The organism is Acinetobacter sp. OYA S30 (genome assembly GCF_033599315.1).
GTDB classification, from domain to species: Bacteria; Pseudomonadota; Gammaproteobacteria; order Pseudomonadales; family Moraxellaceae; genus Acinetobacter; species Acinetobacter baumannii.
Genome location: NZ_JAWVAV010000006.1, coordinates 88,234 through 110,469 on the forward strand (window position 1 = coordinate 88,234; position 22,236 = coordinate 110,469).

The window sequence follows — 22,236 nt, forward strand, 5'->3', positions numbered from 1 at the left end:
TTATAAATCCATATACGTTTACAAACGCATAAAGTCATTAAATAAAGCTAAAAGCATCATACTACCGAGCAGTACCATACCAATTTTTAGACCAAACATTTGTATTTGTTCAGAAACAGGCTTCCCACGAATAGCTTCAATAATGTAATACACTAGATGACCACCATCTAACATTGGAATTGGTAATAAGTTTAAAATTCCAAGACTTACACTCATTAAAGCCATAAAAGAGATAAAGGTTTCCCAACCCATTTCTGCACTTTGGCCAGCTACTTTTGCAATGGTAATTGGCCCAGAAAGATTTTCTAATCCAATTAGTCCCTTAACCATTTTTACTATTGAGTTCAAAATCATGCTAGAGATTTGGCCAGTTTTATCAAGTGCCATTTCAAAAGCTTGTATTGGAGTATATTGAATTGTTTGCTTATATTCGTCAGGAATTGTAATTTTTCCAGCATCACTTTTTACACCAAGTACTCCATTTACCTGCCCCATGCTATCACGCTTACCTTGTGGCATAACTTGTAAATGTACTAGTTGTTCATGACGTAAGACATCAATCTTAAGTAACTTTTCTGGGGAACGCTGGACAACTTCTACCACGTCGAACCAATCTTTCATAGGCTGGCCATCAATCGCAACAATACGATCGCCCACTTTCATCCCTTGACGAATCGCCGCACCATCTTCCGTTAACTCTGTTACAACAGCAGGAATCACAGGTCGATAAGGTAAGAAACCTAATACGTCCAGTGCAGATTCATTTTGATTTTTTAAAAAATCTTTAATTGGTAATACAAAATTTTTTTCGGAACCAGCACGGTCCACATCAATATTTACAGTACCTGTTTCCCCAACTCGATCAATCAAAGCAAAGTTTAGCTTTTCCCATGTTGTTGTCTCTTTCCCATCAACAGCAATAATTTTGTCACCTACATGTAACTGGGCTGCTGCAGCTGGAGAGTTTGGAATAATTTTGCCAATTTTAGTATTTAATTGTTCTTGGGCTGGTAAAAACAAAATCCAAAAGAGGAGTACGGCAAAAATCAAGTTAATTAATGGTCCAGCAGCAACAATCGCTATACGTTTCCACGGTTTTTGCCGGTTAAAAGCATATGGTAGATCTTGTTCTGCCACATTACCTTCTCGCTCGTCCAACATTTTGACATAGCCGCCTAAAGGTAAGGCAGAAAGCTGATATTTAATACCAGACTTCTTAGACGTCCATTTCAGTAAAGTTGGTCCAAACCCAATTGAGTAAACTAAAACTTTAACACCAAGTTTTCGCGCAACCCAGTAATGGCCAAACTCATGGATTGCAATTAGAGGCCCAAGTAAAAGAGCTGCCGCTGCAATCATAAACAGTGCATTCATTTCAGCCTCCAATACTTGATATATATTGCTGAGCTACAGATCGGGCCACTTTATCTTTATCTAAAATGCACTCGATGCTTTCAGCCGCTGCATTCTCTAATTTTTCCAAAGTATGCTCTACCACTTGCGGAATACTTGTAAATCCAATCCTTTCCATTAAGAATGCTTCAACTGCAATTTCATTAGCTGCATTCAAAATGGTTGGTGCCAAACCTCCCGCACGCATTGCTTGTCTAGCCAAATTTAATGCAGGAAATTTTTGGGTATCCGGTGCCTGAAAATTAAGTTGAGAATACTCAAATAAATCTAAAGCAGGAACATTAGTTTGTAAACGCTCAGGCCATGCCAATGCATGTGCAATCGGAGTACACATATCCGGGTTACCCATTTGTGCTAATGTTGAGCCATCAACATACTGCACCATAGAGTGAATGATACTTTGTGGATGAACAACAACTGTAACAAAATGTTCAGATATTGAAAATAAATGACAAGCCTCAATTAACTCTAACCCTTTATTCATAAGAGTAGCCGAGTCAACCGAAATTTTTTGTCCCATTGACCAGTTTGGATGTTTACATGCTTGTTGCGGTGTTACATGAACCAATTGTTCTAGGGAATGATTTAAAAAAGGACCACCAGATGCTGTAAGCAATATTTTAGATACACCTAGCTGTGGTTGCCCTGTTCTATCTGCTTGTAAATAATTATGAGGCAATGATTGGAAAATTGCATTATGTTCCGAATCAACTGGCAATAACAATGCCTGATGATCACGAGCAGCTTGCATCATGATTTCACCAGACATAACTAATGCTTCTTTGTTGGCAAGTAGTACTCTTTTACCTGCCTTAACAGCCGCTAAAGTTGGCAACAGCCCAGCTGCCCCTACAATTGCAGCCATAACAATATCCACATCTGTATGAGATGCGATATCGACTAAACCCTCTTGCCCAGCTAAAACATCAATAGCCGATATATTTTGCTGAGCAAATAGTGTTTTTAGTTCAGCTATTTTCTGTTCAGGAACAACAACAACTTTAGGTCGAAACTGTTTGCAGATTTCAACAAGTTCAGAAATTCGACTATGCGCCGAAACTGCAAAGACTGAATACTTATCTGGATGTTGACCTAAAATTTTTAAGGTACTTTGTCCAATAGAACCGGTTACACCCAATATGCAAACAGATTGTGTCATCTATAAATCTACACCAATAAGCTTTAATATATACATTCCCGTTGCAAAAATCGGGGCTGCTGCGAGTAAAGAATCAATACGGTCCAATACACCACCATGACCTGGCAAAACACGGCCAGAGTCTTTAATACCAGCACGGCGTTTGATCATTGATTCAAATAAATCACCTAATACTGAACCGAACACTGTAATTAAAGACAAAATCAAGAATAGAAGTTGTTGAACCCAAGTTAGGTTTAAATATTGATATTGCACCACAAGCATTACAATAATTGTAGTGAGAATACCGCCATATAAACCTTCTACTGATTTATTAGGACTTACTGTAGGCGCCAATTTTCTTTTACCGAATTTACGGCCTACAAAGTAAGCTCCACTATCTGCACCCCACACAAGCAAGAACAAATACATCAACCACCATGGTGAGCTTTGCCATACTACAAAGATTGCAGTCACTGCTGCACAGATAAGAATCAAACCAATGACATATAGGGTCGCGTTATACCACCCATCGAATTCAGGAAAAGACTTAACCCAATAAACACTAACGAGCCAAGTTAAAATTGAAGCAGACCATAACAGTAAAGCAATGTCATGAAAGAACAAGGCAACGCCAGAAACAAAGGCAACAAGTAGACCATAACCCCAAGCTTTAGGTTTTACTACTGCACCAACTTCCCTAGGCATTAACTTATACCATTCATACCCCGCAACTCCTGCTGCTACAATCATAAGTACCAACATTGGATAATGTGATTGCGTAGCAAACATACAGCCCAAAACAACTGCAACAAGTACCAATGCGGTAACAATCCGCTCTAACATTATAATTTCTCGATTTTCTCTTGCTGAATTTGTTCAGATGTTTTACCGAAACGACGTTCACGCCCTGAAAAGACATTCAATGCATGGTCGAATTCTTCCACTGTAAATTCCGGCCACAAAGTATCCGTAAAATACAGCTCCGCATAAGCCGCTTGCCATAACAAGAAGTTAGATATACGGAAATCTCCACCTGTACGGATCAACAAGTCCACAGCTGGCAGATCGTTTAGACTGACATATTTTTCGAACAAATCAACATTTATTTGATCAGCGTCAATTTCGCCACGGGAAACTGCTTGAGCAACCTGCTTAGCTGCATTTGCAATATCCCACATACCACCATAGCTTACTGCAATAGTTAATGTCATGGCGTTATGATGTGCTGTTTGTTGCTCTGCATCTTCCATTAAGGCAACTAAATGTGAAGGTAATCGGGAACGATCCCCTATAAAGCGCAAAGCAATATTGAATTTCTTCATGCGAGGTATTTGCTCATGAATCGTTTCTTCAAGAAGTTTCATAAGCAGATCGACTTCATATTGTGGTCGATTCCAATTTTCACTCGAAAATGCAAAAACAGTTAAAGCACGAACGCCAGTTTTAACACAATGTTCAACAATAGGGTCAAGAACATTTTTACCCTCTCTGTGCCCATCGCCTTTTTGCATTTGATTTTTCTTTGCAAAGCGATTGTTGCCATCCATGATGATGGCAACATGCTGAGGAAGATGATACTCTTCTGAATCGGTCATAAAAATTAGACCTTCATCAATTCTGCTTCTTTCGCTGCTAGACGCTTGTCTACTTCTGCAACATATTTATCAGTGATTTTTTGGATATCATCGCCTGCACGACGCTCATCATCTTCAGAAATTTCTTTCTCTTTTAACAATGCCTTGATATCACCTAATACATCACGACGAATATTACGGATAGCAACTTTCGCGTTTTCAGCTTCACTACGAGCGATTTTCTGCATATCACGACGTGTTTCTTCAGTTAAAGCTGGCAAAGGTACACGGATTGAATCAGCAGTAATAGGATTTAAACCTAAATCACTTTCACGAATTGCTTTATCAATTGCAGCAACCATCGTACGTTCAAATGGTTGAACGATAAGCGTACGAGAATCTTCAACACCAACGTTCGCTACTTGGTTTAAAGGCACATCAGAACCATAGTAAGGAACCATTACCCCATTTAAAATTGATGGGTGTGCACGGCCGGTACGAACTTTAGCAAACCCTTGTTCCAAAGACTCAAGAGTTTTTAACATACGCTGTTCGCTGTCTTTTTTCAGATCGTTAATCATATGATCTTCCTTACTTATTTATTCAAGGATGTATATAACAAATTTAATTTAGCGCTAGTATAAAGAGCTTTACGGCACACGTACATTATTTAGTAACGCGTGTACCCTCTTTTTCACCCATTACCACTGACAATAGCGCACCAGATTTATTCATATCAAATACTTGTAATGGAACATTATGGTCACGACATAAGCAAATTGCCGTTAAATCCATAACACCCAGTTTTTCATCTAACACTTGGTCAAATGTTAAATGGTCATATTTCACTGCATCTTCGTATTTGCTCGGATCTTTATTATAAACACCGTCTACTTTGGTCGCTTTCAAAATTAAATTTGCTTCAATTTCAATACCACGTAAACATGCTGCTGTATCAGTTGTAAAGAATGGATTTCCTGTTCCTGCTACGAAAACGCACACTTCGCCTTGGCTTAAATGACGAATCGCATCACGACTTGAGTAAGACTCTACAACAGTACCGATTGGTAGTGCTGACATAAGACGAGTTCTGATGTTACGGCGCACCAATGCATCACGCATTGCTAAACCATTCATAACAGTTGCAAGCATCCCCATCTGATCACCTGTTACACGGCCAACCAAACCGTCTTTTTGTAACTGGCTACCACGATATAAGTTACCGCCACCCACAACGATACCTACTTGCACCCCCAAGCCAACCAAATGTGCAATAGAAAGTGACATCTGATCTAAAACTTGAGCATCAATACCCATATCTTTATTACCTGATAAAGCTTCACCAGATAATTTTAATAAAATTCGTGAATAACGGGGGCTGATTGTTTCCGCCATGATTTTGCTCCAAGACCTCTTAAACTGAATGCTTTTTGAATCGCGATTCGATTAGACCGATTTAATTTTAATTAACTTTGCAAATAAGTCGTATTCATCCGCATCGGTAATTTCGACTTCCAACATATCGCCTGGTTGAATAGTGCTCTTATCGATATCTTCTACAAAGACATTACCGTCAATTTCCGGAGCATCGGCATAAGAACGTGCAACAGCAACAGGATATTCATCTTCCAAACTATCGACCAATACAGTCATCGTTTGACCAATACGTTTTTGTAATTTGGCAGCAGAGATTTGTTGCTGCACTTGCATAAAGCGCTCGTAACGCTCTTGCTTAATTTCTTCTGGCACATGATCTGGTAAATCATTTGCCGTAGCGCCTTCTACTGGTGAATAGGTAAAGCAGCCTACACGATCAAGTTGAGCTTCAACCAACCAATCGAGCAAAATCTGGAAGTCTTCTTCAGTTTCGCCTGGAAAGCCAACCACGAAAGTAGAACGGATCACAAGATCCGGGCATTTTTCGCGCCATAATTTAATTTTTTCTAATGTATTTTCACTATGCGCCGGACGTTTCATTAATTTAAGAACGCGTGGGCTTGCATGCTGGAATGGAATATCGAGGTATGGCAAGATTTTACCTTGAGCCATCAAATCGATTACTGCATCAACATGTGGATATGGATATACATAATGTAAGCGAACCCAAATTCCAAGCTGACCAAGTGCTTCACACATGTCAAAGAATTTGGTTTTTACAGGCTGTCCATTCCAGAAATCGAGCTTATATTTGGTGTCTACGCCATAAGCTGAGGTATCTTGGGAAATGACCAAGATTTCTTTTACACCTGCACGTTTTAACGCAGCAGCTTCTTCTAATACGCTTCCAACCGGACGTGATACTAAATCACCGCGCATGCTCGGGATAATACAGAAGGTACAACGGTGGTTACAGCCTTCAGATATTTTTAAATAAGCATAATGTTTCGGTGTTAAACGGATACCTTGTTCAGGAACAAGGTCAATAAACGGATTATGTTTAGGCGGTGCTGGGACATATTCATGTACAGCTTCCATAACGTCTTGATAAGCTGCTGCACCAGTAACTTTTAGAACATTAGGGTGCATTTGACGAATTTTATCTTCGTCTTTACCTAAACAGCCCGTCACAATAACTCGGCCATTTTCACTCATGGCTTCGCCAATTGCATCTAAAGATTCTTGTACTGCAGATTCAATAAAACCACAGGTATTAACAACAACTAAATCAGCACCATCATAATCTGATGCAACTTGATAACCTTCAGTCTTTAACTGAGTTAAAATTCGTTCAGAATCTACCAATGCCTTAGGACAACCTAAAGAAACAAAACCGACTTTGGGGGTCTTCATGAATCTGCGCTCCACTTGAATGCGCGTATTGTATGTCTTTTCTCGTCTCAAGCATAGGTGGAAACCCCACTCTTTGTGTAATGCACCAAAATACAACCAATATTTGCACCAAAACTCAATATTGCACCAAGTTGGATCATGATATTATTGATGTATACATCCGTATTTTTGACCAAAAGATATTAAGAACGATTTTAGAGCGCTTTAATTACGCTTAAAACCTTAAAATAAACCATAAACAAAGTTGGCGTACATTTTGCATCGATCATGTTCTATAACGGTGAAAACCGATAACCAATGAAGATGCCATTGCGCCATTTTAAGACAGGAACGATTCGCTAATGGATCAACACACACCTATCGACTATCGCCTATTGGTAGACAATTTAACTACTGCGATTTTATTAATCGATAGTAACTTTAATATCTTTTATTTGAATTCCGCTTGTGAAGCACTTTTTGACATTAGTTTGCTTCGCGCTTCTGGACAACCGGTTTTAAATTTACTTCATGCGCCTGATGATACCTTTAATACGCATGAAGCCTTATTGAACACATTAAAAACGGGGCAACCTTATACACGTCGTGAAGCCATCATTAATGTCAATTTTAAAGATTTACATGTGGATTATACGGTCTCGCAATTAAATGCAGGTAAAAGCTACCACCCGCTCTTACTTATTGAGTTAAATCCTATTGATCGTATGTTGAAAATTTCTAAGGAAGAGAATCTAATTCAACAACATCAAGTGGCTAGACAACTGGTTCGAGGCGTTGCTCACGAAATTAAAAATCCTCTGGCTGGTATTCGGGGGGCAACTCAGTTACTTGCTCGTAGTTTAAATGACGAGAGCTATGCTGAATTTACAGATATCATTATTAACGAGGTAGATCGTCTCACCAATTTGGCCGACACCATGTTGGGCTCAAGACAACTGCCAAGTTATGAAAATGTAAATGTGCATGAACCTCTAGAACGGGTACGCTCTTTAATCGCAAATCAGACCAAGAAAAAAATCAAAATTACGCGTGATTATGATTTGTCCCTACCCGATGTAAAAGCCGATCGAGATCAGCTCATTCAAGTCATGCTTAATATTAGCGTTAATGCCATTCAAGCTATTACAGAAAATAAATCATTTTTTACAGATCAAGAGCCTGAATTAATTTTACGTACCCGTATTCAACGTCTAGTCACTATTAATGGAGTACTTAACCGCTCTGCTGTACGAGTCGATATTGAAGACAATGGACCGGGTATTCCCGAAAGCATTTTAGAGTCTGTGTTCTATCCTTTGGTTACAGGACGAGCAAAAGGCACAGGGCTTGGCCTGAGTATTGCACAGAACATCATGCATCAACATAACGGAATGATTGAATGCCAATCAGTTCCTGGAAAAACAATGTTTAGCTTATATTTACCTTGGGAGTCAGACCGTGTCGCGAAATAAAATATGGGTTATTGATGACGATCGCGCCATGCGATGGGTACTTGAAAAGACCTTTAAAGAAGAAGGATTTGACGTCACCAATTTTGAAGAAGCTCAAACAGCACTTGAACGTTTACATCATGATGCGCCCGATGTCATCTTAACTGACATTCGTATGCCAGGTATTGATGGGTTAACTTTCTTATCTAAAGTGAAAAACTCTCACCCCGACTTGCCTGTTATCATTATGACGGCGCATTCGGACTTAGAGTCTGCTGTATCAAGCTATCAGACTGGTGCATTTGAGTATTTACCAAAGCCATTTGATATTGATGAAGCTTTAGCTTTAGTCAATCGAGCGATTTTGCATATCAATAAATTGCAGCAGCAAGAAGCAACAAAAACAGCTTCACCACTACAATCAACAGAAATTATTGGCGAATCTCCTGCTATGCAAGAGGTTTTCCGAGCGATTGGTCGTTTATCTCAGTCGCATATTACCGTTTTAATTAATGGTGAATCAGGCACAGGTAAAGAACTGGTTGCGCATGCTTTACATAAACATTCTCCACGACGCGCTAAGCCTTTTATTGCATTAAATATGGCAGCAATTCCTAAAGATTTAATAGAAACGGAATTATTTGGTCATGAAAAAGGTGCTTTCACGGGTGCAAACACCCAACATCAAGGCCGCTTTGAACAAGCAAATGGTGGAACTCTCTTCCTTGATGAAATTGGTGACATGCCATTTGAAACCCAGACACGATTGTTACGTGTGCTCGCAGATGGGGAGTTTTACCGGGTTGGTGGACACATTCCAGTTAAAGTTGATGTTCGAATCGTGGCGGCAACCCATCAAGACTTAGAAAAACTGGTGAATGAAGGTCGTTTTCGTGAAGACTTATACCACCGTCTAAATGTTATTCGAATTCATATTCCGAAGCTTGCGCATCGCAGTGAAGACATCCCGATGCTAGCTCAACATTTCTTGGCTCGCGCGGGTAAAGAGCTAGGTGTAAGTCCAAAGATTTTACGTACTGAAACAACGGACTATATGCAACAATTACCATGGCCTGGTAATGTTCGTCAGCTTGAGAATACCTGCCGTTGGTTAACCGTCATGATTACTGGTCGTGAGGTTTATCCAGAAGATTTACCTTCTGAGCTTAAACAGGTTCCACTCCAAAAAAGTAGTGAGACTAGTCAACCAGCACCATCTTTTGAACGTATTTCTTTGCACCATTGGGATGAGCTACTAAGCCAATGGGCAATTCAAAAACTTAAAAATGGTGAAATGAAGATTTTAGACATTGCTACTCCAATGTTTGAGCGCACCTTAATTAATGCAGCACTACAGCAAACTCGTGGGCGCAAACGTCATGCAGCCGAGCTGTTAGGTTGGGGTCGTAACACCCTAACCAGAAAGTTAAAAGAGCTAGGCATGGATTCTGCTGATGACGATGATGAGGACGAACATAAAGCAACATTGTCAGAAGCTTAAAACCGAAGCAAAAATCAAAAAGCGGCTAATTTAATTTAGCCGCTTTTCTTTATGACTATTTAAATCGGAATTAACTGCCAAACTAAAATGTGAACATACAGTTACATGATCAAAAAATTCTAAATTTCCACATAAATCATTATATTTTATATATTTTACCTGAACCTATGCTCTACTTATTGTTTACCAGATGACCTAAAAACATACCAATGACCATCGTTAAAGATAGATTTGCTATACTAGATAAGCAGTGTTAGCCGTCGTTATTAAATTTTATGCATGATCCAGTCCTTGAGTCACATCATCTCGTATGTGAGAAACCCCAAACACGCCGCGGTATAGAACGTCGTTTAGCTCTATTGCTAAGCGCAACCGAGCTGTTTTTGGAAAAAGGATATGATGCTGTCTCTCTTGACGACATCGTTAATCATGCTGGTGGTTCAAAAACCTCTATTTATAAATACTTTGGTAATAAAGATGGCTTATTTACTGCAATCTGCGATTATCGCCGTGAAATGTTTTTTAAAGATATCTGCATTGCATTTCAACCAGAGCAAACTTCTTTAAAAGATTATTTAATCCAAACTCTCATCCGTTTTTATAAACACATTATTCAACCTGAACACATTGCCTTTTTACGTTTGGTTATTGAACAAACTCAATGTAATGCAACTTTGAGCCAATACTTATATGAAAAATGTGCTCTGGATGTCCAAAATACAATTGCTCAAGCCTTACTCATATCTCATCAATCAGGTGAAATTACCTGTACATCTCCTGATCATTCCTCTCTTATGTATTTTGGAATTTTACGTGATATTGAATGGCGAATGATTATGGGAATGCCTCTTCCACCCAATGAAATGGAAGTTATTGATTATATTAACTATTGTGTTGATATTTTCTTAAAGGGGCATCATAAAGTCTAATTCTTTTGCATTTTGAAATGCTTATAGTATAGTAGACTTCTTTTTTCCCACTTCCACCCAGCCAACAACAGATAATTGTTGTAATTCAAAACAATTATTATGGAGTAGCTACATGGCTCTAAGACATTTCCTGACTTTACGTGATCTATCCACTCTAGAACTTAATCGCATTTTAGAACGCGCAAGCGAACTTAAGAAAATGCAGCAAAGCAATAAGGTATATCAACCTTTTGTTGGTAAAGTATTGGGAATGATTTTTGAAAAATCGAGCACACGCACTCGTATTTCTTTTGAAGCCGGTATTAATCAATTTGGTGGTAGTGCCATCTTCTTATCACCTCGTGATACGCAATTAGGCCGTGGTGAACCGATTGAAGATTCAGCACGTGTTATTTCAAGCATGCTTGATATCGTAATGATTCGTACTTTTGGTCACGATATTGTTGAACGTTTTGCATCTTATTCAAAAGTTCCCGTTATCAATGGCTTAACTGATGATCACCATCCTTGTCAGTTACTTGCAGATTTACAAACTTATATTGAACATCGCGGCAGTATTGAAGGCAAAACCGTAGCTTGGATTGGTGATGGCAATAATATGTGTAATTCATACATTGAAGCTGCACACATGATGGGTTTCAAACTCAAGATTGCATCACCAAAAGGTTATGAACCTAAACCTGAGTTTTTAGCAGAGTTTGGGCATTGTGTTGAACTTTTTGATAATGCGGAAGATGCGGCTGTAAATGCTGATCTTATCGTTACAGATGTATGGGCAAGCATGGGACAAGAAGAAGAACAGAAACTTCGTGAAAAAGCCTTTGCTGATTTTCAGGTTAACGAGAAATTAATGGGACTTGCACACCCGGACTGTTTATTCATGCACTGCTTACCTGCTCATCGTGGTGAAGAAATTTCTGAAACCATGCTCGACCATAAAAATGCCGTAGTATGGGACGAAGCAGAAAACCGTCTGCATGCACAAAAAGCTTTAATGGAATTTTTACTCAACGAAAATTTGAAAAAAGCTTAATTTCTAATTCAAAAAACAGCATCGTTAAGGTGCTGTTTTTTTATTTTTATAAGATCCCTATTCCCCTCATTTATTATTTTAAAAATTTTTATGATGTTGCCCAATATATAAACAGTCTATATTTCAACTGTCACACATAATCGTGTATAACATTCTACACAATAAGCCAAGCCTACTCGTGTAGAGTGCGATTATGACAACCCTTGAACAATCATTATCTGAAATCCCTGCATTTTCGATCATTCATGAACATTTATTTAGTTCAGCGCAACCTTCTATCGAACAACTTAAGCTCATTAAAGAGTATGGTTGTAGCACTGTTATAAATTTAGCTTTATCGAATTCACCAGATAGTATTAAAAATGAAGATCGGGTCTGTCTTGAATATGGTTTAAATTATATTCATATTCCAATTGACTGGGAAACACCCTCTTCTGACCAATGCTTATTAGTTTTAGATTTGATTGATCATTTAGTACAGAATGAAATTGTTTGGTTACATTGTGCAAAAAATAAACGCGTAAGTTGTCTTATGTATGTCTACAGACAATTTTATATGAATATGGATATGCCAACCTGTCAGGATTTGCTTCATGAGATTTGGGAGCCAAATGAAACATGGACAGGACTCATTCATAGTATTACCTTACAGCTTCAAGGCCGTAAGGCTACCTTAGAACTTCAACAGTCTTTGCAACAAACCAATGATTTAGTTTAATGAGATATTAACACCGTCGCTGTTGCTAAAATTCCTTCTTGGCGACCAGTAAATCCAAGTTTTTCGGTTGTGGTCGCTTTGATACTAATTTGATTTAAATCTACATTTAAAACATCTGCAATGCTTTGACGCATTTCCAAATTGTATTTGGCTAATTTAGGACGCTCACAAGCTACCGTAATATCAGCATTATTTAAATGATAACCTCGGTCTAATATTAATTGATAAACATGTTTAAGTAGAACACGGCTATCCGCTCCTTTAAATTCTGGATCTGTATCCGGAAAATGCTGACCAATATCACCAAGTGCTAGAGCACCTAGTAAGGCATCGCATAATGCATGTAGCACGACATCGCCATCAGAATGTGCCTTCAAACCATGCGTATGCGGAATTTGAACGCCAGCTAAGGTTACGAAGTTACCCTCTTCAAAGGCATGCACATCCATTCCTTGTCCAATACGAATTTGAGCAACCATATAAACTCTTCCCTTCTATTATAAAAGCTTAAGAAATCTTGTATTCAACCGTCGTGTTTCGCTATAGTACACTTAGCAAAGTAGACTGAAAGTATAAGCGATCATGCCGTCGAATACTGATATGAATCAATTGAAAAGATTAAGTTTTGTCGTGACATTGAGTTGTTTATGCTCATCGCTTGTTTTTGCAGAGTCTATCGACTGCTCCAACTCAAAAGCTGAGCTAAAAATCTGTTCAAAAACCTTTAGCGAAGCACGAAAGCAGCTCAACAATAAATATCTTTCTGCATACTTGGTCACAGATGCCCCCCTGCAGCTTCTACAAGATACTCAAACATTGTGGCTTAGACAAACACAACAATGCAAAACCAATTCATGTATTCAACAACAGTTTGATGTACGTGGTGATGATTTAAATTTTTATGCTTCACTTAAACAAACCCTAACTCAGCATTATCTTAAATTTGAAAATGGACATATTGCATCTCAGCCCGTTCATTTACAAATACATCAACTTGCTAAAGATAAAATCAAAATTGAAGGTTTAGCTTACCGTAATCCGAATAACCGAAAAGAAACCCAAACGGTTTCACTTATGGCTTACAGCTCTCCTGAACAGAAAAGTGAAATTTTAGATAATGAACATAACTGTAAATATAAATTTGACTTTCAGAAAGCACTGCTCATCGTAAAAACCCAGCAAAAAGGTTGCGAGCGCTTCACAGGAATTTATCGTCTGTACGACTAGTGAATATAAAATAAAAAAGCCAGTGCATAGACACTGGCTTTTCTTTTTATGCTGGATACTTTTGTTGAATATCTTGACTCACCAAAACAGCTGTAGCTGCTGACAAAGTCCAGCCTAGATGACCATGTCCCGTATTATAGAAAACTCGAGACTGTTTAGACTGTTTCACAACTGGCAACATATTAGGCATCATTGGTCTTAAACCCGCCCAAGGCACAACATGCTCAGTTGAAATGTCAAAATTGCGGTTTACCCAATTTACCAAAGGTTGAATACGGTCGGCTCGAATATCTCGATTATAACCATTAAACTCGGCCGTACCTGCTACACGTAAACGATCTGGTCCTAAACGAGACGTTACAATTTTAGCGCTCTCATCCAACAAACTCACCCACGGTGCATTTTTTATACTTTTTTCATCTTTTAATTGGACGGTAATTGAATAACCTTTGACCGGATAAACATTTACACGTTCACCAATCATATCAGCCAACTGATAACTTCCTACACCACCACACACCACCAAAACATCACCTTCTAATTGAAAGCTGTCTGTTTGGGAAAGATGCGGATGCTCAGCACTTGGCTGACAATTCAGTACCACTTTATCTGTATGACACTTAATATCAGTAACTTCCAAACCGAATTTGTACTGAACGCCATATTGTTTAGTCTTTTCAGCTAAAGAGGTTGAATATTTATGGATATCACCGGTTGCATCGCTTGGTGTGTAATAGCCACCAAAGTACTCACCCGTTAAAGAAGGTTCGATTGATTTCATTTCCTCAGGTGAAACCGAGTAACGTTCTAAAGTCCCTTTATTTAGGACATCATTAACTCGCTTGGCGATGTCATAATCATCCTTAGTATGATACATATGAAGAATACCGCGTTTCTCCAAATCAAATTGAAGCTGCTCTTTTTCAGCTACGTCAAACAAGCGCTTACGCGCAAGCAATGCCAAGCGAACGGTTTCTATTGTATTGGCTTCATAATTTTTAATATGAGACAAAAACTCAACCAACCAACTATATTTATGTAGGCTAAAGGAAGGATTCAATAATAAAGGAGCATCTTTTTGCCTCATCCATTTAAAACCTTTTATAACGGTCGCTTTCTGGTTCCAGACTTCTGCATTACAAGCAGATAATTGCCCTCCATTTGCAAATGATGTTTCCATGGCTGGATAAAGATGGCGATCAATCACTGTGACTTGGTAACCTAATTGAGATAATTCATAGGCTGAAGTAACCCCTGTGATTCCTGCACCAATCACAATAACATGTGGCATAACAGACTCCTCTGAAATGCAAAAACATTTCATCAGTACAGCCCATCTGTCATTTGTACCTGAGAGTTTCGACCTAAATACTACCTTTTAGTATTTCGATCTTCCCCTTCGGTGAGTTTATGACTTATAAGTTTTTATTCTCCATGCTTATAAATCTTAAGCTACTCTCCAGATTTTTTAATTATTACAGTCCTTTTGCCTGAGAGTTTCCGGGCCTGTTGCTCCTTCGGCGGGTTCTTAAGAACCTCTCTCCCGCAATAATTTTGTATTTATATAAGCAATGTATCTGCCACTTTTAAAAAAACGCATTCTTTTCTTGTAAACTTTTGTACAACCCACCAAAAAAAACACACAATCTTTTGATTTGATTATAAAAAAGGTGAATTATAAGAATTCACCTTTTGATATTCATTAGAGCTTTCCATTAAGCACTTGGTCCGAAACGGTACCTTTCCATTGCTCCCGCAAGGTTGGCAAATAAAATTTCTCGCCTATTGTGAACAGTTCAGCATCAATGAGTGCATGAATTTCGTGCATAAAAATATAATCCAATGCAACTAGAGAAAGTTGATGATTTTTTTGTGCTACTTTTTTACGTTTCGCTTGAGCTTGTTTAATTAGCTCATTTGCAAAGTTTTTATCTTTATAAGCAGTAATGGCATTTAAACGAAGCTCAATCACACCCCAACCTGCCAATAACTTTTTGAAGATTTCAAAGTCTTTTGAGGTTGATTCCCAAGTTACATTTTCCAGATCATTATCTTCAGGTAAAACAGGTAATAATAAATCACCAGTACTTGGAAAAATCTTTTTAAGATTTAACAGAAATTTAACAGGCTGATCACTTGGGTAATCATTAAATTGCACATGTTGTTGAGTATCTGTTAAATAAATAGAGAGCATTCAAAAAATCCTTAACTAAGCAACTGTTTTTCATAATTAATTTAAAAACTGCAAGAACAAAAGCAATTAAAAAAATAATATAAAAACAGGATAAGGTGGGCATTTTAACAATTATGGCAGCTTATTCAACACCAAGTTGGTTTGATAAAGCTTAATAAGGAATAATTACAACCTAGAAACATGCAAAATAAACCTTATACAACTTTGAAAATTAAAAATATGTATATTTTAGATATATTATTTTTTAGTCCAATGTTAAATTTAGTGTTATAATACAGTGATTTACTCACTTTCATCTGGGCTTCCATAGAAATGAATAGATTACAATTAATTTTATTAGTTTTAAGTACTGCTACTTTTTCTCCTTTTGTATTTTCTGAAACAACTATCTCCCCAACCAAATATGAATTTTATGGACAAGAGTCAAAACGCCATAAGAGTATGCTTGAGGTAAATAATAGTTCAGATCATAAAATTAACGAATCACAACACAATCCTTTCCGCTCTGATTCAAACAAACAAAACGTAGATTTTTTTGAGATTGCAAAACACTACCAAGAAGAGCAACCACAAAACACTTATTCCCACTCTCCTGACCATACTGTAAATATGAGTGATCATGAACGAAGTCTCTATTACATTAGAAATCATGACAATATGGGCATTCAAAGAGATGTTCGTTATCAACAATATAGATCATTAAAACAACAATATGATAAAGGTGTCATTTCTCGTGATGAATATAAAAATAAAGTTTACAAAATCTCAAGATAAGCTTATCTATATTGAAGCCTTCTTTTAAAAAGGAGGCTTCTACAGTTAATTTTGATATAGATTGTTAAAAATATTTTAAATAACAAAGATTCATAGTAAACAAACAATAAAAAGTAAACAGTTTTAACTTTTAAAACGCGCCACACTACTCAAATCTTCTCTACGAATAAAGGAGATAGCAATGAAGATTCGCGCTTCACGTACCTATTCAACTTATTCAAATAATTATTTTATTTCTAAAGAGTATGAATGCAGTGTTATTCCGGTAAAAGGAATGTGCTTTACTGATCTTGGTTTGACCGAAAATGGTGTGATTCAGCCAGTAGAAATTAATGAGGTCACTATAGATCCAGCATCTAATTCTTATCATATTCTTTTAGCTAAAGACTCACATGAATATACAAAAGAAGAATTAAAAAGAAAGTTTGAAGAGATGAAAGCTAATGGCTGGGAATATATAGAAGATCTATTGGTATAGCTCTTATTTTTAATAAATAACTTAGGGTAAATGAATGGCCCTAACTTTAACATCTTAAGCATAATAGCCATCAGTAGTTAAGAGTTTGTAAAATCGCTACAAAATATACTGCTGATGGCTATTGTTAAATCGCTTATTTACTATTTGGCGAAACCATTTTTTCAGGTTTAACCACTTCATCAAATTGCTCTGCTGTAACAAGTCCTAGCTCTACAGCAACTTGTTTTAAAGTTTTATTCTCTTTATAAGCAGTTTTCGCCACTTTTGCAGAGTTTTCATAACCAATAACCGGATTTAATGCCGTAACTAACATAAGAGAATTATGCAAGAAGTGATCAATTTTCTCACGATTTGGCTCAATCCCTACTGCACAGTGATCATTAAAACTATTACATGCATCACCAAGCAACTGAATAGATTGCAGTAAGTTATAAGCAATTACTGGCATAAATACATTGAGCTCGAAATTACCCGAAGCACCAGCGACATTAATAGTAGTATCGTTGCCAAGCACTTGAGCAACAACCATGGTCATTGCTTCACTTTGAGTCGGGTTCACTTTACCTGGCATAATGCTAGAACCAGGTTCATTTTCAGGAATACGGATTTCGCCGAAGCCGCAACGTGGACCACTTGCTAACCAACGAATATCATTGGCAATCTTGTTTAAGCTTACCGCTAGTGTTTTTAATGCACCTGATGCAAAAACAGCAGCATCACGTCCTGCAAGTGCTTCAAATTTATTAGGAGCGGTAACAAATGGCAAACCCGTTAAAGCTGCAAGCTGAGCTGCCGCCTTAATAGCATAGTCAGGATGAGCATTTAACCCAGTTCCTACCGCTGTGCCACCTAATGGCAACTCATACAGGCCACTTAAAGCTTGTTGTAAACGTACTAAACCATGCTCGAGCTGAGAAACATAACCGCTAAACTCTTGACCAAGTGTCAGTGGCGTTGCGTCTTGTAAATGGGTACGGCCAATTTTAACAATATCTTGAAATTCATCTGACTTTTTTTTCAAAGTCGCTTTAAGCTGTTCTACGGCTGGAATCAGTAATTCATTAATTTGCAAACTTGCCGCAACATGAATAGCCGTTGGGAATGAGTCATTAGTAGATTGTGCGCGGTTAACATGATCGTTCGGATGTACCGGCTTTTGTGCTCCAAGCGCTTGGCCTAGCTTTTGATTTGCAATATTTGCAATCACCTCATTACAGTTCATGTTACTTTGCGTACCAGAACCTGTTTGCCAAACCACAAGTGGAAACTGAGAGTCCCATTTCCCTGCAATCACTTCCTCAGCTGCCCCCACAATATATTGGCTCAAATCTTGTGGTAACTGGCCTAACTCTGCATTGGTTATTGCCGCTGCTTTTTTTACCAAGCCCATCGCTCGAATCATGGCACGGGGTAAACGCTCCTGCCCGATTTTAAAGTTCTGTAAGCTACGTTGAGTTTGTGCACCCCACAGCGCTTCATTCGGAACTTCAATCTCACCCATTGTGTCATGTTCAATTCGTGTTTGCATAGAAACCTCGGTTATCTGGTTAAAGAACTCACGGGCTGAAGCAATTTATGCTTTGGCTAGTTAATTTTAGTATCGTACTCAAGCATTCCATTATTGTAAATAAGAATCATTATCTTATCTTCCATTTAATGTATTTTGATAAAATCTCCATTCATCTTCAATCATTTGTTTTAAAGTTCGCTTAGGTGCCCATTGTAATAAAGTTTTTGCTTTTCCTATATTTGCACCAATCTGCGCTAACTCTACATGCTTATAAATCGCAGATTGTGTCGGAATTTCGGCTTGGGTAACCTGTGAAATTTCATCTAATAATTGACGAATCGAATGCACTTGCTCATGTGCAATATTAAAAGCTTCACAGCAGTGAGTTTGGTCACGCAACCAATGTAGAGTTGCACTTACCGCGTCACATACATCTAACACATGTAGAAAGCTACGTTCCACGGTATGGTCCTCGGTAGAAGACTGATCCTGTAATTCAATTAAATCACGCTGCATCGCTGCAACTTGTAATGCAAGCGGTACAATATTTTTAGGGAGCTGTGCTACATACTCACCTAATACGCCATGCTCAAAAGCACCTACAATATTTGATAGGCGTAAAATTGCAATTTTCCATTCATGATCAATTTTGTAAGTATCACGGATGATTTCTTCAATCATCTGTTGCGACTTAATATAAGGGTTAGGATAAGCATAGTTGAAATCATCTGTTTCGCTTAACTGTGAACCAGATTTTCCATAGACTGCCAAACTAGATAAATGAATAAAATGACGGACGCCTGTACGTTGCATTGCACGCAATAGGCTCATGATACAACTGACATTATCATTATAATATTCAAGCGGTTTTAAATTAGACTCTTCAATAGATTTAAAACCAGCCGTATGAATGACTGCATCAATTGAGTACTGTTCAAATACTTTGTTCAATGCAGGCGTGTTACGTACATCAAGTTTAACAAACGGAACGTACATACCAGAGATGTATTCTAACCGCTCAAGCGTTTGCAAGGTCGAGTTAGCCAAATTATCGACAAGAACCACTTCTTGGCCTTGAGCCATGAGACTCAATGCAATATGTGAACCGATAAAGCCTAAACCACCTGTCACTAAAATCATTGTATACTTACCTTTCTCTTAATGTATCTACGCCCATTTAGACGTATGACCATAGTGAATTCTCAATGAGTACATTACTACTAATAACCTCTGCTCCTACTTCGATCCATGCTTGGCATGCGCTGGGCCTAGCTCAGGCACTCAAAAGTAAAAATGAAGACTTTCGTGTATTCTTTTACCAAGATGGCGTTCAAGTTGCGAATGATTTTCAGTGGGTTCCTGACGACCAGCGTAATTTAACGCATGAATGGCAAAAGCTCGCGATCAGACTTCCTGTTTGCGTTAGCGCTGCTCTTGCACGCGGGATTACCGATGCAGAAAATGCGAGTCGCCATCAACTTAGTCATCACAACCTAGCGAACAACTTTGAGTTGGTTGGTCTAGGTGAACTTGCTGATGCAGTACAGTCAGCCTCTCGTCTTCTTCAATTTTAAGTTACTTTGTTAACTTAGATTGTTGCTTTTAAAAGGTATATTGTGTGAAAACTGTACTCGTTATTTTGACCCAAGCCAATCTAACCAGCCTACAAGTCAATGAAAGCCTCGCCGCTACTATGGTTTTAGCAACCTTTGGCTCACCAGTCAAAGTATTATTAAAAGATGCGGCTCTTAGTCTTTTACAAAATGAAGGTAACTTCGACCAATTGCAGCATGCTTTTAAAATTGCTTCAAACATGGTGGATAGCTTTGAGTTTTATGACTTAAGTCCAATCCTTATTGAAGCAAAAAACAAACAGCATCCATTTGTTCAAAACAGCGAGCAGGAACTAGAATTTGTTCAGTTAGATACTGAACTCATCCAGTCTTTCGATCATGTCTTATATTGGTAGATAAAGGTGTAATTTTAATGACGCAATCAACTCTTTATCTTGTGCAAGCTTCTTATCACCATACTCCTCGCATTATTGAAGAACTTGCAAAGCTATTTCATAAAGATGATCAAATTGTTTTTATGGGTGACTCAACTGCTCAACTTTCGGTAAATATTTGTCAGCAGTTTGGCTCAGTTTCTTGTTTGTCTCATGAAAAAGATTTAATTGATGCAGAAACCTTGGCTCAGGTTAAGGTATTGAACTATGATCAGTTTGCGGATCTGGTTTTACAATTTAATCGATGCATTTCTTTGAAATAATATAGTTAGGCTCATTTTTATGAATTTAGAATTAGATCAAGATGGTCATTTAGTCGACTATACGATTTGGAATCCCGAAGTAGCACAGGAACTCGCCAAACCTCTCGATCTTGAATTAACAGATTGGCATTTTGAAGTTTTAGCTGCGGTTCGCCAATTTTATCAGCAATTTGGGCATTCTCCTGCAACACGTCCTTTGATTAAGTTTTTAATGAAAACCGTAAGCCCAGATATTAATAATGCTGTTTTACAGCAAAAATTTAATACCGGTTTAGTTGCTCGCCATCTCAGTCGCTTGGCAGGTATTCCTAAACCGGCAAATTGTTTATAAATTTTTATGCGAATTTTTTAGCGGCAGCGACACATAAAATTGTTACTGCCGTTACCATTAACATCGACCAACTTACGTGTTCATGTAATAAAAGTGCGGCAATCGCAAGTCCCATTAAAGGCTGTAAAAGCTGTAGCTGGCTAATTGCTGCAATACCACCTTGTGCAAGCCCTTTGTACCAAAAAAAGAACCCGATGAGCATACTAAATAAAGATACGTAAACCAGCCCTGCTACCGCTGATGTAGATACATCTTGAAAGGAAACGGGCATATAAAAGAGAGTAGCAAGCAGCATAATCGGCAAAGCTAAAATAAGCGCCCAACAGATCACCTGCCATCCACCTATTTTTTTAGACAGTACTCCGCCTTCGGCATAGCCAAATCCACACAAAATAATTGCAATAAGCATGTATAAATCGCCGATGCCAAAAGATGCTTCACCCGATAAGAAAAACATATAGGTAAAAACAACCAGACTGCCTAAAATTGCAAATATCCAAAAAAATAAATTTGGTTTTTCTCCACCTCTCACTACTGCAAATATGGCTGTAGCTAATGGCAGAAGACTAACAAAGACAATCGAGTGGGCTGCGTTCATATACTGTAGAGCAAGCGCAGTAAATAAGGGAAACCCAACTACAACGCCTAAAGCCACAATAGCGAGTGGCCACCAATCTTGTTTAGCAGGCTTTTTTTCCTTAAGCAAAAAGATAAGAATTAAACCCAAAACTCCTGCAATGACAGCTCTTGCTGCTGTTAGAAAACCAGGCTCAAAACCTGTTACCGCAACACGGGTAGCCGGTAATGAACCAGCAAAAATTGCAACCCCAATAAAACCATTCACCCAACCGTTCATAAACTTTTGCATATTATTCTCCGCAACTATACGAAGAATTTAAGCTGTGATATGGTGTCAAAACCA

General features: G+C 38.1%; 25 protein-coding genes and 1 riboswitch. Of the genes, 12 read left to right on the forward strand and 13 right to left on the reverse strand.

Annotation, left to right across the window (positions count from 1 at the left end; all coding sequences use genetic code 11):
* Nucleotides 1-18 precede the first annotated feature (18 nt).
* From rseP to rimO, 7 genes are all read right to left on the reverse strand, one after another.
* Nucleotides 19-1,374: an RIP metalloprotease RseP gene (gene rseP / locus R5R67_RS05010; RefSeq protein ID WP_000992586.1), complete on the reverse strand. Its 1,356-nt coding sequence runs from the start codon at nt 1,372-1,374 to the stop codon at nt 19-21.
* 1 nt (nt 1,375) lies between these two features.
* Nucleotides 1,376-2,572, reverse strand: coding sequence for a 1-deoxy-D-xylulose-5-phosphate reductoisomerase (ispC, locus tag R5R67_RS05015; RefSeq protein ID WP_000194637.1), 1,197 nt, complete (start codon nt 2,570-2,572; stop codon nt 1,376-1,378).
* Entirely contained in the window at nt 2,573-3,397 is an 825-nt protein-coding gene (locus tag R5R67_RS05020) for a phosphatidate cytidylyltransferase (protein WP_000893489.1), read from the reverse strand.
* Nucleotides 3,397-4,149, reverse strand: coding sequence for a polyprenyl diphosphate synthase (gene uppS / locus R5R67_RS05025; protein ID WP_000132223.1), 753 nt, complete (start codon nt 4,147-4,149; stop codon nt 3,397-3,399). Before uppS ends, R5R67_RS05020 begins: the two co-directional genes overlap by 1 nt.
* A 5-nt stretch (nt 4,150-4,154) precedes the next feature.
* Entirely contained in the window at nt 4,155-4,709 is a 555-nt protein-coding gene (frr, locus tag R5R67_RS05030; RefSeq protein WP_000606428.1) for a ribosome recycling factor, read from the reverse strand.
* A gap of 85 nt (nt 4,710-4,794) precedes the next feature.
* Complete coding sequence (pyrH, locus tag R5R67_RS05035; protein ID WP_000852257.1) at nt 4,795-5,523, reverse strand: UMP kinase; 729 nt, start codon at nt 5,521-5,523, stop codon at nt 4,795-4,797.
* 51 nt (nt 5,524-5,574) lie between these two features.
* On the reverse strand, nt 5,575-6,918 hold the full coding sequence (gene rimO, locus R5R67_RS05040) for a 30S ribosomal protein S12 methylthiotransferase RimO (protein WP_000856678.1): 1,344 nt from the start codon (nt 6,916-6,918) through the stop codon (nt 5,575-5,577).
* Between the two features lie 341 nt (nt 6,919-7,259).
* On the opposite strand from rimO, the gene glnL reads away from it, so the two are divergent.
* The 5 genes from glnL to R5R67_RS05065 all read left to right on the forward strand — a co-directional run bounded on the left by glnL (nt 7,260) and on the right by R5R67_RS05065 (nt 12,529).
* The gene (gene glnL / locus R5R67_RS05045; RefSeq protein WP_000371970.1) at nt 7,260-8,369 is read left to right on the forward strand and encodes a nitrogen regulation protein NR(II); all 1,110 of its coding nucleotides are present in this window, start codon (nt 7,260-7,262) and stop codon (nt 8,367-8,369) included.
* Nucleotides 8,356-9,849 carry a nitrogen regulation protein NR(I) gene (gene glnG, locus R5R67_RS05050; RefSeq protein WP_000089273.1) on the forward strand — a complete coding sequence of 498 codons (1,494 nt, stop codon included), beginning with the start codon at nt 8,356-8,358 and terminating at the stop codon, nt 9,847-9,849. The genes glnL and glnG overlap by 14 nt, the downstream gene beginning before the upstream one ends.
* Before the next feature lie 275 nt (nt 9,850-10,124).
* Nucleotides 10,125-10,778 (forward strand): multidrug efflux transcriptional repressor AdeN, encoded by a 654-nt coding sequence (adeN, locus tag R5R67_RS05055; protein WP_000543877.1) that lies wholly within the window; start codon nt 10,125-10,127, stop codon nt 10,776-10,778.
* Between the two features lie 112 nt (nt 10,779-10,890).
* Nucleotides 10,891-11,811, forward strand: coding sequence for an ornithine carbamoyltransferase (gene argF / locus R5R67_RS05060; protein WP_001207983.1), 921 nt, complete (start codon nt 10,891-10,893; stop codon nt 11,809-11,811).
* Nucleotides 11,812-12,004: 193 nt separating this feature from the next.
* The gene (locus R5R67_RS05065) at nt 12,005-12,529 is read left to right on the forward strand and encodes a protein tyrosine phosphatase family protein (protein WP_000209131.1); all 525 of its coding nucleotides are present in this window, start codon (nt 12,005-12,007) and stop codon (nt 12,527-12,529) included.
* Here R5R67_RS05065 and ispF read toward each other — a convergent pair.
* The gene (gene ispF / locus R5R67_RS05070) at nt 12,526-13,008 is read right to left on the reverse strand and encodes a 2-C-methyl-D-erythritol 2,4-cyclodiphosphate synthase (protein WP_000226512.1); all 483 of its coding nucleotides are present in this window, start codon (nt 13,006-13,008) and stop codon (nt 12,526-12,528) included. The genes R5R67_RS05065 and ispF overlap by 4 nt on opposite strands.
* A 103-nt stretch (nt 13,009-13,111) precedes the next feature.
* On the opposite strand from ispF, the gene R5R67_RS05075 reads away from it, so the two are divergent.
* Nucleotides 13,112-13,756: a hypothetical protein gene (locus tag R5R67_RS05075; RefSeq protein ID WP_001139838.1), complete on the forward strand. Its 645-nt coding sequence runs from the start codon at nt 13,112-13,114 to the stop codon at nt 13,754-13,756.
* Nucleotides 13,757-13,802: 46 nt separating this feature from the next.
* Here the strand turns inward: R5R67_RS05075 and R5R67_RS05080 are convergent, their stop codons facing one another.
* Both R5R67_RS05080 and R5R67_RS05085 read right to left on the reverse strand, forming a co-directional pair.
* Nucleotides 13,803-15,047, reverse strand: coding sequence for a D-amino acid dehydrogenase (locus R5R67_RS05080; protein WP_001120924.1), 1,245 nt, complete (start codon nt 15,045-15,047; stop codon nt 13,803-13,805).
* Between the two features lie 177 nt (nt 15,048-15,224).
* A riboswitch (glycine riboswitch) is annotated at nt 15,225-15,312 on the reverse strand.
* Between the two features lie 146 nt (nt 15,313-15,458).
* On the reverse strand, nt 15,459-15,950 hold the full coding sequence (locus tag R5R67_RS05085) for a hypothetical protein (RefSeq protein WP_000949167.1): 492 nt from the start codon (nt 15,948-15,950) through the stop codon (nt 15,459-15,461).
* Nucleotides 15,951-16,262: 312 nt separating this feature from the next.
* Between R5R67_RS05085 and R5R67_RS05090 the strand changes: the two genes are divergently transcribed.
* Nucleotides 16,263-16,724 (forward strand): hypothetical protein, encoded by a 462-nt coding sequence (locus tag R5R67_RS05090; protein ID WP_001081037.1) that lies wholly within the window; start codon nt 16,263-16,265, stop codon nt 16,722-16,724.
* Between the two features lie 181 nt (nt 16,725-16,905).
* Nucleotides 16,906-17,202: a hypothetical protein gene (locus R5R67_RS05095; protein ID WP_000701849.1), complete on the forward strand. Its 297-nt coding sequence runs from the start codon at nt 16,906-16,908 to the stop codon at nt 17,200-17,202.
* A gap of 133 nt (nt 17,203-17,335) precedes the next feature.
* Here R5R67_RS05095 and fumC read toward each other — a convergent pair whose 3' ends face one another.
* Together fumC and galE are read right to left on the reverse strand one after the other, a co-directional pair.
* Complete coding sequence (gene fumC / locus R5R67_RS05100; RefSeq protein ID WP_001194767.1) at nt 17,336-18,730, reverse strand: class II fumarate hydratase; 1,395 nt, start codon at nt 18,728-18,730, stop codon at nt 17,336-17,338.
* 114 nt (nt 18,731-18,844) lie between these two features.
* Nucleotides 18,845-19,852: a UDP-glucose 4-epimerase GalE gene (galE, locus tag R5R67_RS05105; protein WP_000604786.1), complete on the reverse strand. Its 1,008-nt coding sequence runs from the start codon at nt 19,850-19,852 to the stop codon at nt 18,845-18,847.
* 65 nt (nt 19,853-19,917) lie between these two features.
* Here galE and tusD point away from each other — a divergent pair, with 65 nt between their 5' ends.
* Genes tusD through R5R67_RS05125 form a run of 4 tightly spaced genes read left to right on the forward strand, consistent with a single transcriptional unit; the run spans nt 19,918 to nt 21,314 of the window.
* Nucleotides 19,918-20,286 carry a sulfurtransferase complex subunit TusD gene (gene tusD, locus R5R67_RS05110; protein WP_000105718.1) on the forward strand — a complete coding sequence of 123 codons (369 nt, stop codon included), beginning with the start codon at nt 19,918-19,920 and terminating at the stop codon, nt 20,284-20,286.
* A gap of 44 nt (nt 20,287-20,330) precedes the next feature.
* Nucleotides 20,331-20,681: a hypothetical protein gene (locus R5R67_RS05115; RefSeq protein ID WP_000859773.1), complete on the forward strand. Its 351-nt coding sequence runs from the start codon at nt 20,331-20,333 to the stop codon at nt 20,679-20,681.
* A gap of 17 nt (nt 20,682-20,698) precedes the next feature.
* Nucleotides 20,699-20,983: a hypothetical protein gene (locus tag R5R67_RS05120; RefSeq protein ID WP_000194629.1), complete on the forward strand. Its 285-nt coding sequence runs from the start codon at nt 20,699-20,701 to the stop codon at nt 20,981-20,983.
* A gap of 19 nt (nt 20,984-21,002) precedes the next feature.
* Nucleotides 21,003-21,314, forward strand: a complete 312-nt coding sequence (locus R5R67_RS05125) for a TusE/DsrC/DsvC family sulfur relay protein (RefSeq protein ID WP_001047538.1) — start codon at nt 21,003-21,005, stop codon at nt 21,312-21,314.
* Nucleotides 21,315-21,318: 4 nt separating this feature from the next.
* On the opposite strand, the gene R5R67_RS05130 is transcribed toward R5R67_RS05125, so the two are convergent.
* Nucleotides 21,319-22,182: a DMT family transporter gene (locus R5R67_RS05130; RefSeq protein ID WP_001168995.1), complete on the reverse strand. Its 864-nt coding sequence runs from the start codon at nt 22,180-22,182 to the stop codon at nt 21,319-21,321.
* Nucleotides 22,183-22,236: the final 54 nt, after the last annotated feature.